At 63.4% G+C, this 14,953-nt stretch carries 16 protein-coding genes; 12 read left to right on the plus strand and 4 right to left on the minus strand.

Annotation, left to right across the window (positions count from 1 at the left end; all coding sequences use genetic code 11):
• Positions 1–98: 98 nt before the first annotated feature.
• From NXT3_RS00585 to NXT3_RS00595, 3 genes are all read right to left on the minus strand, one after another.
• Positions 99–674: a TadE/TadG family type IV pilus assembly protein gene (locus NXT3_RS00585; protein ID WP_423827990.1), complete on the minus strand. Its 576-nt coding sequence runs from the start codon at positions 672–674 to the stop codon at positions 99–101.
• 7 nt (positions 675–681) lie between these two features.
• Positions 682–1,287, minus strand: coding sequence for a TadE/TadG family type IV pilus assembly protein (locus NXT3_RS00590; protein ID WP_104838631.1), 606 nt, complete (start codon positions 1,285–1,287; stop codon positions 682–684).
• Positions 1,288–1,443: 156 nt separating this feature from the next.
• Positions 1,444–1,869 carry a pilus assembly protein N-terminal domain-containing protein gene (locus NXT3_RS00595; RefSeq protein ID WP_037422701.1) on the minus strand — a complete coding sequence of 142 codons (426 nt, stop codon included), beginning with the start codon at positions 1,867–1,869 and terminating at the stop codon, positions 1,444–1,446.
• 251 nt (positions 1,870–2,120) lie between these two features.
• On the opposite strand from NXT3_RS00595, the gene NXT3_RS00600 reads away from it, so the two are divergent.
• The 9 genes from NXT3_RS00600 to NXT3_RS00640 all read left to right on the plus strand — a co-directional run bounded on the left by NXT3_RS00600 (position 2,121) and on the right by NXT3_RS00640 (position 10,986).
• The gene (locus NXT3_RS00600) at positions 2,121–2,303 is read left to right on the plus strand and encodes a Flp family type IVb pilin (protein WP_037422698.1); all 183 of its coding nucleotides are present in this window, start codon (positions 2,121–2,123) and stop codon (positions 2,301–2,303) included.
• A 101-nt stretch (positions 2,304–2,404) separates the two neighbouring features.
• Positions 2,405–2,917: an A24 family peptidase gene (locus tag NXT3_RS00605; protein ID WP_104838632.1), complete on the plus strand. Its 513-nt coding sequence runs from the start codon at positions 2,405–2,407 to the stop codon at positions 2,915–2,917.
• Between the two features lie 124 nt (positions 2,918–3,041).
• On the plus strand, positions 3,042–3,854 hold the full coding sequence (gene cpaB / locus NXT3_RS00610; protein ID WP_104838633.1) for a Flp pilus assembly protein CpaB: 813 nt from the start codon (positions 3,042–3,044) through the stop codon (positions 3,852–3,854).
• Between the two features lie 93 nt (positions 3,855–3,947).
• A complete protein-coding gene (locus NXT3_RS00615) occupies positions 3,948–5,420 on the plus strand; it encodes a type II and III secretion system protein family protein (protein WP_234828106.1) in 1,473 nt (490 codons plus the stop codon).
• 56 nt (positions 5,421–5,476) lie between these two features.
• Positions 5,477–6,124 (plus strand): CpaD family pilus assembly protein, encoded by a 648-nt coding sequence (locus tag NXT3_RS00620; protein ID WP_199773312.1) that lies wholly within the window; start codon positions 5,477–5,479, stop codon positions 6,122–6,124.
• A gap of 36 nt (positions 6,125–6,160) precedes the next feature.
• Entirely contained in the window at positions 6,161–7,444 is a 1,284-nt protein-coding gene (locus tag NXT3_RS00625; RefSeq protein WP_104838635.1) for a CpaE/TadZ family protein, read from the plus strand.
• Positions 7,445–7,488: 44 nt separating this feature from the next.
• Positions 7,489–8,952 (plus strand): TadA family conjugal transfer-associated ATPase, encoded by a 1,464-nt coding sequence (locus NXT3_RS00630; RefSeq protein WP_199773313.1) that lies wholly within the window; start codon positions 7,489–7,491, stop codon positions 8,950–8,952.
• Positions 8,953–8,984: 32 nt separating this feature from the next.
• On the plus strand, positions 8,985–9,995 hold the full coding sequence (locus NXT3_RS00635) for a type II secretion system F family protein (RefSeq protein WP_104838636.1): 1,011 nt from the start codon (positions 8,985–8,987) through the stop codon (positions 9,993–9,995).
• Between the two features lie 7 nt (positions 9,996–10,002).
• The gene (locus NXT3_RS00640) at positions 10,003–10,986 is read left to right on the plus strand and encodes a type II secretion system F family protein (protein WP_097527788.1); all 984 of its coding nucleotides are present in this window, start codon (positions 10,003–10,005) and stop codon (positions 10,984–10,986) included.
• 155 nt (positions 10,987–11,141) lie between these two features.
• On the opposite strand, the gene NXT3_RS00645 is transcribed toward NXT3_RS00640, so the two are convergent.
• Positions 11,142–11,966 carry a tetratricopeptide repeat protein gene (locus NXT3_RS00645; RefSeq protein WP_037422673.1) on the minus strand — a complete coding sequence of 275 codons (825 nt, stop codon included), beginning with the start codon at positions 11,964–11,966 and terminating at the stop codon, positions 11,142–11,144.
• 132 nt (positions 11,967–12,098) lie between these two features.
• Between NXT3_RS00645 and NXT3_RS00650 the strand changes: the two genes are divergently transcribed.
• The 3 genes from NXT3_RS00650 to NXT3_RS00660 all read left to right on the plus strand — a co-directional run bounded on the left by NXT3_RS00650 (position 12,099) and on the right by NXT3_RS00660 (position 14,894).
• A complete protein-coding gene (locus tag NXT3_RS00650; RefSeq protein WP_104838637.1) occupies positions 12,099–13,490 on the plus strand; it encodes a leucyl aminopeptidase family protein in 1,392 nt (463 codons plus the stop codon).
• A gap of 199 nt (positions 13,491–13,689) precedes the next feature.
• Positions 13,690–14,034 (plus strand): MarR family transcriptional regulator, encoded by a 345-nt coding sequence (locus NXT3_RS00655; RefSeq protein ID WP_097527790.1) that lies wholly within the window; start codon positions 13,690–13,692, stop codon positions 14,032–14,034.
• An 8-nt stretch (positions 14,035–14,042) separates the two neighbouring features.
• Positions 14,043–14,894, plus strand: coding sequence for a C40 family peptidase (locus tag NXT3_RS00660; protein WP_097527791.1), 852 nt, complete (start codon positions 14,043–14,045; stop codon positions 14,892–14,894).
• Positions 14,895–14,953 lie beyond the last annotated feature (59 nt).

Genomic DNA, 14,953 nt, shown 5'->3' on the forward strand with positions numbered 1-14,953 from the left:
CGCGGTCCGGTGCTATTGACGAGCGCGGGAGCGATCCCGCGCAATTTCGCAGGAATAGCGCGGCGCCAAATTCAATGCAATTGAGCGGGAGGAGTGACTCAGCAGTCGGTGCATTCGATCTTCGTGCCGGAGCGCTGGCGGTAATAGGAGGTCTTGGAGAGATCGATCGTGCTCACGTTGCTCGAAAGATCTTGGGAAAAGAGCATCAGTTCGTGCGGGACGACGAGTTCGGTGCGCACCACGAAGGCGTTTACAGCCTCGAGATCGGAGGGAACCGTGGTCGTGGAATTCGCCGGATAAGGCGTGCCGCCGTCCTGGTCGCGCGACCAGAGAACGGTGCCGGTCGTGGTGCCGTTAACCTGTATGCCGGTGATCTTCAGCGTGTAGTCCGTTCCGGCATAGGGGGCCAGGACGCTCTCCGCGACATTGTTCATGCTATCCAGGAAGTCCGTATCGACGCTCGACCCCTGGCTGACCAGATCGGCGACGGTGCTCGAGGCGCGGGCGACCTTGCGCACCACGTTCAGTCCGACCGAAAGCTCGAAAGCGCCGATATAGGCCATGATCAACAGCGGCGCGACGAGGGCGAACTCGACGCCGCCGACGCCGCGACGGTCGTGCGACAGACGCGACAGGATACGCCGGGCGGAGGTCATTCCATGCGAGCGTTCCATGGCGTCCTCAATAGTCTTCGTTGCGGAATGTTGCGGTCGCGACCATCAAATAGTCGTCCGGCATGCTGCTGCCCGCCGACCGCAAGTTGGTGACATAGGGCCGCACGAGATCGGTGATCACCTGCCAGCGGTAATAGGCGCGCACCATCGTGTATTCCTTGCCGCCGCCCGGCGCGAACTGGAAGCCGCTGGTGTCGAGATCGGAGGAATCGCCCGACCCGACCCGCGGCACCGCCGCCGGAAACTGCGACGGATCGGCGACTTGGCGAACATCCAGGTAGAGCTTTTCCGGCTCGTCGACCTCCGTCGCGGAGCAGGTCAGGAGGATGGCGATCTCGTCGCAGAAGGCTTGGCGGAACTCTGATTCGCCCATCTCCTGAGTGATCTCGCCAGTGCGGATCTTGCGTGCCAAGGTGTCGGTCGCATTGGCGAGCAGCTGCTCGCCGGCAAAGGCCACGAAGGTCTCTATCGAGGCGAAGACGACGATGAAAAAGGGCAAGGCGAGGATCGCGAACTCGATCGCCGTGCCGCCCCTTTTATCTCCGAGCAGGCGGCGAAAGAGGGGGCGCGGTGCGCGCCGGTTCGCCGTGGATGCTTTCACTTTTATCGACATTGCGCCGTTCCGTCATGTCACGTCGTGAGCGAGATTCGGGAAGGGCATGCGAATTCGCCTGCACCTCCGCCTCATGCAATTGTCGATAGAATAAGCTGAGACTGTTGAAGAATCGTTTTCCAAGACCCGAAGAATTTTAGTGGTCTTGGAGAGGCCTCAGTTGCTGCTCGACGTCGTTGCCTTGCGCTCGGCGTGGCGCTCGCAGTTCGGCGAGCAGGAGAAGACGGTACGGGTGGTCTGCTTGTAGACGCGCACGGTGTTGCCTTCGTCGATCGACACGAGGATGCGCTCGTCGACAATGGCATTGCCGTCCTGGTCGAGGATGACGAGGTTCGTGGTGCCGAAATTGCGGCCCGTCAGGACGATCGTCTTCGAATCCGCCACCGTCGCGTCGGCGACGTCCGAATTGCCGATGATCACCTTGCTCACCGGCCGATCGAGCTTCAGCACGCGCGCGTGGTCCATATAGACGCGCATCATCTGCTCCGCCGCCTGCGTTGCCTCGGCAACAAAGAAACCGAAAAGCGCGGTTGCGAGGAAGGCAAGGGTGGCGACCTGCTTGGTCGCGAAGTGCGTGTTCATGATGCGTCCCGGTGGCGAATGGCTACTCGCATTCTGGCGTGTTTTGGTGAATGAAAGGTTACATTAGTATTGCGCAATCAACCGGATCCCTTTCCGGAACATCCACCCAAGAAACAGCGGTTGCGCTTTTACTTCACACTAACCGGTTTCCTTAAGCCCGTGGCAATTCGGCCCCGCTAATTTCAGGGTATCCGATCAACGGCAAACAGTTGGCGGACGTGCTGACAACAACGTGAAGTAGGAGAACCTCCATGAAGACCATTTTCGCCCGCCTGATGAAGGACGAGTCCGGTGCAACGGCCATCGAGTACGGCCTGATCGCAGCTCTGATCTCTGTTGCACTCATCACCGGCGCAACGCAGCTTGGTGATCAGCTCGACCTGTTGTTCACGGGCCTTAAGGATGAGATGAAGACCGCCCAAGAAGGCATGTAATTGGGCTCCAGCTTAGCAAAGAACGTAGAGAGCCGTTTCCTTCGAAACGGCTCTCTTTTTCGACCGTAGGTTGTCTCTATCGTGCAGCTTAGGGGGACGGCATGACAATTGCGTGCATTCTGGTCATTCTTCCGTTCTGTCTCGCGCTGGCAGCGTTCTCGGACCTGTTGACGATGACGATCCCGAACCGGGTGTCGGCAATCCTGCTTGGCGCATTTTTCCTCGTCGCGCCGTTCGCAGGTCTCGACCTGGGTCAGATCGGGTTCCATATGGCGGCGGCTGTCCTCGTCTTTGCCGTCTGCTTCTGCCTTTTTGCGGTCAACATCATGGGCGGCGGCGACGCCAAGCTCCTGACTGCCGGCGCCATCTGGTTCGGCCTCGATGCATCGCTCGTCGCCTTTCTGGCGTATGTTTCGATTTTCGGCGGGTTGCTAACTATTGCGGTACTTCTCCTGCGGAGACAGGAGAACGCGATCCTGGCGAGCGGCATTCCGGTACCGCAGCTGCTACTGACGGCAAAAAAGATACCCTACGGCATCGCGATTGCGCTCGGCGGCTTTGCCGCCTATCCCTCGTCGCCGCTGATGGAAGCCGTGTTCGCTCAGCTTGGGTGACAACGGCATAGCCACAAAACGCGGGTTACGTCTCGTTAACCGCGTTCATAAGCGATCCGTTAACTATAATTACACCATTTCCTGATCAATCTGGCCCCGGGGATTTTCAGGGGCTTGGACGATCATGAAACCGGTGCGCATCATCATCCTGGCGGTGGCCGTGGGGTCCGCGGCAATGGCCGGGCTATTGGCGATGAAGGTCACCCGTGCTCCGGCGCAGCGGGCGGCCGAGCCGCTCGTCGAGCAGGCGCCGAGCATCAATGTGCTCGTCGCCAGCAAGAGCCTGCCGGTGGGCTCGCGGCTCGGCGGCGATTCGATCCACTGGATGGCCTGGCCGAAGGACGGCGTCGCCGACGGGATGATCACTGAGGAAAACCGCCCGGCTGCAATCGACGATCTTTCCGGTGCGGTCGTCCGCCTGCCGCTCTTCGACGGCGAGCCCGTCCGCCAGGAAAAGATCGCCGACCCATCCAACCGCATCATGTCGTCGCTGCTGCCGGCCGGAAAGCGGGCCGTCGCCACGGAAATCACCGTTGCAACCGGCGCCGGCGGGTTCATCCTGCCCAATGACCGCGTCGACGTGATTATGGTGCGCAAGTCCGACGGCGACGTCTATCTGACCGAAACCGTGCTCAGCAATGTCCGGGTGCTGGCGATCGACCAGCAGGTCGAAGAGAAGGATGACGGCTCGAAATCCGTCATCGGTACGACGGCGACGCTTGAGCTCACGCCAGACCAGTCGAAAGTGATGACGGTCGCGCAGCAGATGGCCGAGCGCATCTCCCTGGCGCTGCGCAGCGTCGCGGATGCGCAGGAAGCCGATACCGGGGCGGCCGACTATCTCTTGAGCGGCGACGGCCAGCCGAGCATTCAGGTCATCAAATCCGGCTCCATCGTCAAGAGCGATGAAACCACCACCACGCAGAACCAGCAGTAAGATCGGACGGGGCGCAACGTGAAGCGGAGCGGAAACACATTTCGGACCTGTCTCGCAGCCGGTCTTTCATTCTCGCTGGCATTTTCCGGCATGATGCTGCCGGCGGTTCCGACCGCGGAGGCGGCCGCCTCGTCGGTGGTCCGCATCGTCGAGAGCGGCCCGGGCGTGAAGAAAAAGGTCAATCTCGGTCTCAACAAGGCCGTGGTTGTCGATCTCCCGACCGACGCCCACGATATTCTCGTTGCCGACCCGGCGCTCGCCGATGCGGTCACACGTACGTCGCGCCGCATCTATTTGTTCGGCAAAACGGTCGGTCAGACCAATATCTTCGTCTTCGGACCGAATGGCGAGGAGATCGTCAGCCTCGATGTTGCTGTCGAGCGTGATGTCGCCGGCCTCGAAGCCAACCTGCGCCGTTTCATCCCCGACGCCGATATTCATGTCGAGATCGTTTCCGATAACGTCGTCCTGACCGGTACCGTCCGCACGCCGCTCGACTCGACCAAGGCCGTCGATCTTGCCCGCGCCTTCCTGCAAGGCGGCGAAGCGACGACTCGCAACATCACCGCCCAGGGCACCAACGGCGACGCCGATATTTTTGCAGAGGAACGTCAGACCTCGCAGATCGTCAATCTCCTGACGGTCGAGGGCGAGGATCAGGTGACCTTGAAGGTCACTGTCGCCGAAGTCAGTCGCCAGGTGCTGAAGCAGCTCGGCTTCAACGGCCGCGTCTCCGACGGCGAAAGTGGATTAAGCTTCCGCAACCCAGCCAATCTAGGCAACGCGATCGGCGTCGGCGTGAACTCGATCATACAGAACAATGTCGGTGGCACGCTGGTCCAGAGCTATATCAACGCGATGGAGCAGGCCGGCGTCATGCGCACGCTTGCGGAACCGAGCTTGACGGCGATTTCCGGTCAGGAGGCCAAGTTCTATGTTGGCGGCGAATTCCGCCTTGCCGGCCCCCAGGAGATCACGACGGAAGAGGATCCGGCTACCGGACAGCCCGTGCCGGTCGTCGAACGGGAAGTCGAGGATGCCGAGTATGGCATTCGCCTGAACTTTAAGCCTGTCGTTCTTGGTGCCGGTCGCATCAGTCTAGCAATCGAAACAGAAGTTTCGGAGCCGACCTATGAGGGGTCGGTTGTAACGGGAAACAGTTTCAGAGATATTCCCGGCAGTACATTCCTCGGCATTCGCAGGCGCGAGGCCTCCACCAGCGTCGAACTCCCCTCCGGCGGCTCGATCGTCATCGCCGGCCTTGTGCAGGACAATATCCGCCAGGCGATGTCGGGCCTGCCCGGTGCGTCCAAAATCCCGATTCTCGGCACGCTCTTCCGCAGCAAGGATTTTCAACGCAACGAGACGGAACTGGTGATCATCGCGACGCCCTATCTGGTGCGCCCGGTCGCCCGCAGCGCGCTGTCGCGGCCAGACGACAATTTCAATCCCGCCAACGATCTCGAAAGCTTCTTCGTGGGGCGCGTCAACCGCCTCTACGGACGTCCCGAGGCGGCACCCCCAGTCGGTCGCTATCACGGCAATGTCGGCTTCATCTACAAATAGGTCGGGTCATGCACAACCGAAACACTGCTCTCAAAAGACTTGAAAGACCCGCATCGATGTCGACCCGCATCTCCGCCCGGATCGCCGCATTGGCGATCCTTACCGGCCTGCTTGCCGGCTGCGGCAGCAAGGACAGGCTGGCGACCGGCTCGATTCCGGACGATTACCGCACCCGTCATCCGATCGTTATTGCCGAAGGAGAGCGGGTGATCGATATTCCCGTCGCCTCCGGTGACCGGCGGCTGACGGCGGGCACGCGCGACGTCATCCGCGGCTTTGCCACCGAATATCGCAACGCATCGAGCGGCGTCATCCAGATCATGCTGCCGCGCGGTTCCGCCAACAGCCATGCCGCGCAGATCGTCCGCAAGGACATCCGGCGCGTGCTGGCGGCAAGCGGCGTGCCGCCGAAGAGGATGATCGAAACCAGCTACGAAGCGCTTGCGCCGGGCGACGCCGCCCCCATCCGCTTGAGCTATGTCGCGATCACCGCGCAGACCGCACCCTGCGGCGAGTGGCCGGAGGACCTCACGCTGACGATGGAGAACCGAAACTATTACAATTTCGGCTGCGCCTCGCAGTCCAACCTCGCCGCCCAGATAGCCAGCCCGACAGACCTGATCGGTCCGCGCCAGATGTCGCCGGTCGACGCCGCCCAGCGCGGCGAAGTGATCGACGCCTGGCGTGATGCGGCGGCTGACTGAGCGACGGCGGAATGATGCGGGTTTTGAGGAACCAAGATGAGCGCGATTGAATACAACATCGACACCGGCTGCGCCGAGCTTGCGGCGGACGTCTCGCGCCCCGGCGACCTCGATCAGCTCCGGCCTTTGCCGCGCATTTCCATCCATGCCTTCTGCGAAAGCGAGGCCATGCAGCGCCTCATGGAGCGCTGCGGACAGGATCGCCGCATGGCGAAGGTGAGCCTTCGCATCACCGGGGGCAGCATCGCCGCCGCCGCAAACATGTTTGCGAGTGTGTCGACGCCCAATCTCATCATCCTCGAGACCGACACGGAACCGCGATCTCTCCTTACGGAGCTGGCGCCGCTTGCCGAAGTCTGCGACCCGAGCACCAAGGTCGTCATCATCGGCCGTCACAATGACATTGCTCTGTATCGCGAACTGATCCGCAACGGCATCTCCGAATATATGGTCGCGCCGGTGGCAATGGCGGATCTGCTGGCCGCGGTCGCGGCGATCTTCGTCGATCCGGAAGCCGAGCCGCTCGGGCGAAGCCTCGCCTTCATCGGCGCCAAGGGCGGCAGCGGTTCGTCGGTGATCGCTCACAATTGCGCCTGGGGCATTTCCAACCTGTTTTCGACGGAAACCATTCTTGCCGATCTCGACCTGCCCTATGGCACGGCGAACATCGATTTCGACCAGGACCCGCCGCAGGGAATTGCCGAGGCCGTCTCGGCGCCGGACCGGCTGGACGAGGTTTTTCTCGATCGGCTCTTGACCAAATGTTCCGAGCACCTGTCGCTGCTGGCCGCCCCCTCGATGCTCGACCGCGCCTATGATTTTGAGGCGGGCGCCTTCCAGCCGATCCTCGAGATTCTGCAGCGCAGCGCCCCCGTTTCGGTGCTCGACGTTCCGCATGGCTGGTCGGACTGGACCCGCTCGGTGCTCGGCGAGGCCGATGAGGTGGTGATCACCGCCGTCCCGGACCTCGCAAGCCTCAGAAACACGAAGAATCTCCTCGACGCGCTGAAGAAGCTTCGGCCGAACGACCGGGCGCCGCATCTCGTCCTCAACCAGGTCGGCATGCCGAAGCGGCCGGAAATCGCCCCCAACGAATTCTGCGAGTCGCTGGAGCTCGAGGCCGCCGCCATCATCCCCTTCGATGCGGTGCTCTTCGGAAATGCCGCCAATAGCGGCCGGATGATTGCGGAAATCGACAGAAAGTCCCCCGCCGCCGAGACCTTCTCGCAGCTCGCCCATCTTCTGACCGGACGCACGGCGATCAAGAAGGCGCGCAAGGGCGGCCTCGGCAAGGTTCTGGCAAAGCTCGGCAGGCGATAGGCACCCGGCGGCGGAAGGACCGATGCAGCAAGTGGAATGAAGTGATGTTTGGCAAACGCGGAAATGAGGGATTTGGCAAGACCGGCGCGCAATCGCCCGTGGCGCCGCCGGCCATGCCGTCGGCGCCGCCGGCGGTGATGGAGCGTCCTGTCGCACCGGTTCTCGCCGAGCCGGCGGCTTCGGTGCCCCGCGTGCAGCCGGCCGCTCCGGCGCGCCGCCGCACACAGCGGGCCGAGGACTATTACGATACGAAATCGCAGGTCTTCTCAGCGCTGATCGACACGATCGACCTGTCGCAGCTCGCCAAGCTCGATACCGAGAGCGCGCGCGAGGAAATCCGCGACATCGTCAACGACATCATCACCATCAAGAATTTCGCGATGTCGATCGCCGAGCAGGAGGAACTGCTAGACGACATCTGCAACGATGTGCTCGGCTACGGGCCGCTCGAGCCGCTTTTGGCCCGCGACGACATCGCCGACATCATGGTCAACGGCGCCGGCCAGACCTTCATCGAAGTCGGCGGCAAGGTCGAGGAGTCGGACGTCCGCTTCCGCGACAATGCCCAGCTCCTGTCGATCTGCCAGCGGATCGTCAGCCAGGTGGGCCGCCGCGTCGACGAATCGAGCCCGATCTGCGACGCGCGCCTGCCGGACGGCTCGCGCGTCAACGTCATCGCGCCGCCGCTGGCGATCGACGGGACGGCGCTGACGATCCGCAAGTTCAAGAAGGACAAGCTGACGCTGGAGCAGCTCGTGCGCTTCGGCTCGATCACGCCGGCGGGTGCCACGCTCCTGCAGATCATCGGTCGCGTCCGCTGTAACATCGTCATTTCCGGCGGCACCGGCTCCGGCAAGACGACGCTCTTGAACTGCCTGACGCGTTACATCGACGCCGACGAGCGGATCATCACCTGCGAAGATTCCGCCGAACTGCAACTGCAGCAGCCGCATGTGGTTCGCCTAGAAACCCGCCCGCCGAACATCGAGGGCGAGGGCCAGATCACCATGCGCGACCTGATCAAGAACTGCCTGCGCATGCGCCCCGAACGCATCATCGTTGGCGAGGTGCGCGGCCCGGAGGTGTTCGACCTGCTTCAGGCGATGAACACCGGCCATGACGGCTCGATGGGCACGATCCACGCCAATACGCCGCGCGAGTGCCTAAGCCGCATGGAGTCGATGATCGCAATGGGCGGCTATACGCTGCCGGCCAAGACCGTTCGCGAAATCATCGCCGGCTCGGTCGACGTCATCATCCAGGCCTCGCGCCTGCGCGACGGGTCGCGCCGCATCACCCACATCACCGAGGTGACCGGCATGGAAGGCGACGTCATCGTCACCCAGGATCTGATGCGCTACGAGATCGACGGCGAGGACGCCAACGGCCGGATCATCGGCCGCCATGTGTCGACCGGCATCGGCCGGCCGCATTTCTGGGATCGTGCCCGCTACTTCAACGAGGACAAGCGGCTCGCCGCCACGCTCGATGCGATGGAAAAGAACTAGGGCGGCGCTGGAGCGAAGGAACCGATAACTCGATGTTCGGCATAGACATCACCGTTCTGGCACTGGCCGGCCTCGTCGCGATTGCCGCGGCGGCGCTCGCCTACGGTGTGCTCTATTCCCGCATCGAGAACGACAAGAAGGCGGAGGGGCGCCTTCGCCGCGTCGGTGCCGCCGAGACCGACCGCGCCAAGATCAAGGCGGCACGCGACCGCGTCAACGAGATGTCGAAGCGGCGCAAATCCCTGCAGGATTCGTTGAAGGAGCTCGAAAAGAAGCAGCAGGAGAAATCGGCCAACGCCGCCCCGTCGATGAAGAAGCGGCTGGTGCAGGCCAACCTGTCGATCTCCCCGACGCAGTTCTACTTCTTCAGCGCGGCCTTCGGCCTGTTCGCCCTGGTTGTCGTCCTCATCGCCGGAGCCGGCCTGTGGATTGCCGTCGGCGTCGCTCTGATCACGGCCGCGGGTCTGCCGCGCTGGCTGATCGGGGCGATGATCAAGCGGCGCTGCAAGAAATTCCTCGACGAGTTTCCGAACGCCCTCGACGTGATGGTCCGCTCGATCAAGTCCGGCCTGCCGCTGAACGACGCCTTGCGGCTGATTGCCAGCGACGGCCAGGAGCCGGTGAAGACGGAGTTCCGCCGCGTCGTCGAATCCCAGCAGGTCGGTCTCAACGTGCCGGAAGCCTGCGCCCGCATGATCCAGAGCATTCCGCTGCCCGAGGTCAACTTCTTCGCGATTGTCATCGCCATCCAGGCGCAGGCCGGCGGCAACCTGTCCGAGGCGCTCGGCAACCTCTCCAAGGTGCTGCGCGAGCGCAAGAAGATGAAGGCGAAGGTGGGGGCCCTGTCGATGGAAGCCAAGGCCTCGGCCTGCATCATCGGCGCACTCCCCTTCATCGTGGCAACGCTCGTCTATCTGACGTCGCCGGATTACATGATGGTGCTTTTCACCGATCCGCGCGGCCATCTCATCATGGGCGTTTCGGCCGTCTGGATGAGCATCGGCATCTGGGTGATGCGCAATATGATCAATTTCGACATCTGAGGCTGCGATGGACGGCTGGATAAGGACACTCACCGATCCGAACATCCTCATCGCGGTTCTCGTGTCGATGGCGGTGCTTGCGACGTTCTACTCGCTCGCCGTGCCGTTTTTTGAGCGGGGCGACCTTGCCAAGCGGATGAAGTCCGTCGCCACCGAGCGCGAGCAGATCCGCGCCCGCGAGCGCGCCCGGCTGAACGCCGAAGCGGCCGCCGGCAAGGCAAGCCTCCGGGCGCAGCACAATAGCTCGGTCCGCCAGATCGTCGAGCGGCTCAATCTCCGGCGGGCGCTGGTGGACGAAAACACCGTCAACCGCCTGAAGACCGCCGGCTACCGTACCCAGAACGCGCTGAACACCTTCCTTTTCGCCCGCTTCTGCCTGCCGTTCCTGTTTCTGGCGGTTGCCATCGTATATATTTTCGTGCTGGGCAACTTTGCCGAGAAGCCGTTCATGCTGAGGACATGTTTCACGCTCGGCTTCGCCTATCTCGGGTTCTACGCGCCGAATATCTTCATCGCCAATGCGATCTCGAAGCGCCAGCACTCGATCCGCCGCGCCTGGCCGGATGCGCTCGATCTCCTGCTGATCTGCGTCGAATCGGGCGTGTCGATGGAACTCGCCATGCGGCGCGTCGCCGACGAGATCGCCGCCCAGTCTCCAGCGCTTGCCGAGGAACTGGTGCTGACGACGGCAGAACTCTCCTTCCTGCCCGATCGGCGCATCGCGCTTGAAAATCTCGGCCTGCGCGCAGGCCTCGAGGAGGTCAAGGCGGTGATGCAGGCGCTGATCCAGGCCGACCGCTACGGCACGCCGATCGCTCAGGCGCTGCGCGTGCTGGCGCAGGAAAGCCGCGACCAGCGCATGACCGCGGCGGAAAAGAAGGCGGCCGCGCTGCCGCCGAAACTGACGGTGCCCATGATCCTCTTCTTCCTGCCGGTCCTCGTCGCCGTGATCCTCGGCCCTGCCGGAATTCAGGTGGCGGACAAGTTTTAGGCCGGACGCATTCCCGAAGTAGCGATCGCCCCCCGAGAGAACCGTTGCGCTTCTGAATCGGTCCTGCGAGGGAGACGATTTCGCTGCAACCGATTTGGCGTGAAGATGCTGGACCGCGATCAGAAAATCGCCGTCGGATTTACGGCACCGCCGGTCTAGTTCGTATTCCCCTCGTCCGCTTTGGCGAGCTCGGTCCAGGCGCCCTTCTGCGACAGCATCGAGCGCAGATAGGCGACGTTGGCCTCCGCCTGCTCGGGCGTCAGCTCCTGCCGGGCAATGGTTTCGGCCTCCTGGAAACGGCCCTGCAGACCGACGGCAAGGGCGAGGTTCTGGCGGACGCTGCTGCCGGCGCCGGGCTGATCTGCGGCGGAGCGGAGGTAGGTCTCGGCGGTCTTGAGGTCCTTGGTGAGAAGATAGGACATTCCGAGATTGGACAGGATGGTGGGCTCGTTCGGCTGAAGATCCAGCGCCTCGCGGTAGCGCAGGCGCGCCTCGGAGGCACGGCCGAGTTGGTCGAGCACGGCGCCTTCCGCCGATTTCAGCTTCCAGTCGGGGCGATCCGGCGTCTGCGCCCGGCCGATGGTCGCGAGCGCTTGTTCGAGCTGCCCGGCGGCGGCCTGGGTCTTGCCATAGGCGCCGAGGACCTCGCGGTCCGTCGGATGGTTGATCGCCACCTGCTGCATCACCGCGAGCGCCTGTTCGTTGCGGCCCGTCATCCGCAGCAGATTGGCGTAGTTCAAGCCCGCCTCGCGGTTCTTGGGATCGCGCTCATAGGCTTGGCCGATACTTTCCGCGGCTGCCGCGAGCTCGGTGGCGTTCATCGATTGCACCGGTTTCGAGAGCTTCGGGATCGAGCCGGTCGTCAGCTCCTTCCTGCCCTCTTGCCCGGCGCAGCCGCCGAGCGCCAGCGCCATCAGCGCAACCGCGGCTCCGGCTGACAGGCGTTGCATGAAGGAGGAGAGGATGTTTTTCGTCGTCATCGAGTGGTGCCCCAGAATGCGATTGGCACCGGAACTCCGAACATCAACGGCGCAACTTTCACTCCAGCAATAATCTGTTAACCCTAACAGAGCGTTAATTGCGCCATCCCTATCCGTCAGTCGAGGACATTCATGGCTCCCTTCCAGTTCATCGAGCGGCCGTCGCCCTTCAACACCAGTGCCGGCAAGACGCTGCCCATCTTTGCGGTGACGCCGGCGCATATCGATACGGGGAGCATCGACCCGATCGCTCTCGATTGGGCGAGGAAGGCCGGGTTCAAGGCGGAGTCGGGTGCCGTCCTCCTCATTCCTTCTGCCGATGGTCATCTCGGCGGTGCACTGTTCGGCCTCGGCTCAAGGCCGTCGGAGGCCCCCTTCCTGACCGGCAAGCTCGCGCGCAGCCTGCCGCCCGGCAAATGGCACATCGAAACGGCGCCGCTGACCGCCAATCGCCTGGCGCTCGGCTACGGTCTCGGCTCCTATCGTTTCGAGCGCTATAAGTCCCCCAGGCCCGAGGCGCCGACGCTGATGATCCCGGCCGACGCGGACGCGGCCGATATCAAACGGCAGCTCGCCGGCGTCTTCCTGGCGCGCGACCTGATCAACACGCCGACCAACGACATGGGGCCGGAAGCGCTGGAATCGGTTTTCCGAGCGCTTGCCGCGCACTATAAGGCGGATGTCTCGGTGATCTCCGGGGAGGCCCTGCTGACCCAGAACTTCCCGCTGGTGCATACGGTGGGCCGGGCCAGCGCCGAGGCGCCACGGCTCCTGGAGCTGCGCTGGGGCAAGAAAGGGCACCGGAAGGTGACGCTCGTCGGCAAGGGCGTGTGCTTCGACACCGGCGGCCTCGACATCAAGACGGCCGCCTCGATGCATTTGATGAAGAAGGACATGGGCGGCGCCGCAAACGTCCTGGGCCTGGCGCTGATGATCATGGACGCGAAGCTGAAGGTCGAGCTCCGCGTCATCGTACCGGCCGTCGAGAATTCCATTTCCTCCAACGCCTTCCGCCCCGGCGACATCTACCGGAGCCGCAAGGGCCTGACGGTGCAGATCGACAACACCGACGCCGAGGGCCGGCTGATTCTTGCCGACGCGCTCGCCTATGCCGACCAGGAGAAGACCGACCTGATGGTCGACATGGCGACGCTTACCGGGGCGGCACGCGTGGCGCTCGGCCCAGACCTGCCGCCCTTCTTTACCGACGACGAGGATCTCGCCCGCGACCTTTTCGAGGCGAGCCTGACTGTGGACGACCCGCTCTGGCGTATGCCGCTCTACATGGGCTACGACAAGGACGTCTCGGCCCGCATCGCGGACCTCACCAACGCTCCCTCGGGCGGCATGGCCGGCTCGATCACAGCGGCGCTGTTCCTCAAGCGCTTCGTCACCAATGCGAAGAGCTGGGTGCATTTCGATATTTACGCCTGGGCGCAATCCGAGCGGCCGCATTCGCCCGTCGGCGGCGAGGCGCAGGCGATCCGGGCGCTTTATCACCATATCGGGCGGTTGGCGGGGTAGCCTTGCTGTCGTCGCCTGCGCCTCATCCCGCTACCGCGACCTTCTCGCCATTTTGATGGGGAGAAGGGATGTGCGGCGCCTCTTTCCCGCGACGCCGAAGGGGGTGCGCGGCTTGCCCCTGCGGCCCGGCGATAAAGAAACGCTTGCGTAACGATCCTCTGGCTATGGTGCGGGAACGTGACTTACGCAGGAGTTTGCCTTGCCGGTCGAACTGACACCCTCGCAAGCGCTGGGGCTTTGGCATGCCGTCTCGATCGAGCAGGTCCGGGTCGACAGCCGCGATCTGACGCTCCGCCAGATGGCGATCCTGCTCGAAATCTATCTCGTGCCGCCGCCGCACACGGTGCGCGGTCTTGCTGCCAAGCTCGGCGTGACGAAACCGGTGATCACCCGCGCTCTCGATACGATGGGGGCGCTCGGCCTCGTCGATCGGGTGCGCGACGAGCGCGACAGGCGTAATGTGGTCATCAAGCGGACCGTCGAGGGCGCGCTCTATCTTGAAAAATTCGGCGATCTGATCATCAATCAGGGCCGCAAATTGTGAGTTCAGCCATGCCCGAAGTGCTCGATCGCCGTCTCAATGCCTATCGCGAGGACCTCGCGGAGGAGCGCCTGCGCGGCCTCGTTGAAGCGAAGCGCTTCGTCGAAGGGACGCCGGCTGTCGTGTCCGTGCCCGTGGTGCCGCTGAGGGCGAGGCCGGATCTTGCCTGCGGCACCGACACGGAAGTGCTCTATGGCGAAACGGTTCGCGTGCTCGACGCAGCCGACGGATGGGCCTGGGTCAAGTCGGAACGCGACGGCTATGTCGGCTACGTGCCGCAGGACACGGTGGGGCAGGTTGGTGCGGCGGCAACCCATATCGTCACCGTGCCGCGAACATTTGCCTATCGCGGCGCGGACCTGCGCTTTCCGCTGGCCTTTGCACTTTCCATGGGAAGCCGGATCAATGTCGTCGGCGAAGCGGAGACACGCGGCACCCGCTATGTCCTGCTCGACGGTGGTCTGGCGGTGGTTGCCAACCATTGCACGCCGGCCGATGCGCCGATCGGCGACGACTATGTCGCGATCGCCACCCGTTTCATGGAAACCCCCTATCTCTGGGGCGGCCGCTCCGGCTTCGGCATCGATTGCTCCGGCCTCGTGCAATTGGCGATGCAAATGACGGGGCGGGAGGCGCCGCGCGACACCGACATGCAGCTCGCTCTCGGTCAGCCGATCGGCCGCGACGAGCTCGCCCGGGGCGATCTCGTCTTCTGGAAGGGCCATGTGGCCATCATGGAGGACGAGGAGACCCTTGTGCATGCCAACGGCCATACGATGACGGTGGCGCGCGAGGGGCTCGACGATGCGATCCGCCGCATCGGCTGGCTCTACGGAGAGCCGACAGGGTATCGACGACCTTGAACTGTTTGCATAGATGCGCTCCTGTAGGGGAGTGACGCCTTGCGCGCCGGCCCAAGCTG

Source organism: Sinorhizobium fredii (assembly GCF_002944405.1).
GTDB classification, from domain to species: Bacteria; Pseudomonadota; Alphaproteobacteria; order Rhizobiales; family Rhizobiaceae; genus Sinorhizobium; species Sinorhizobium fredii_C.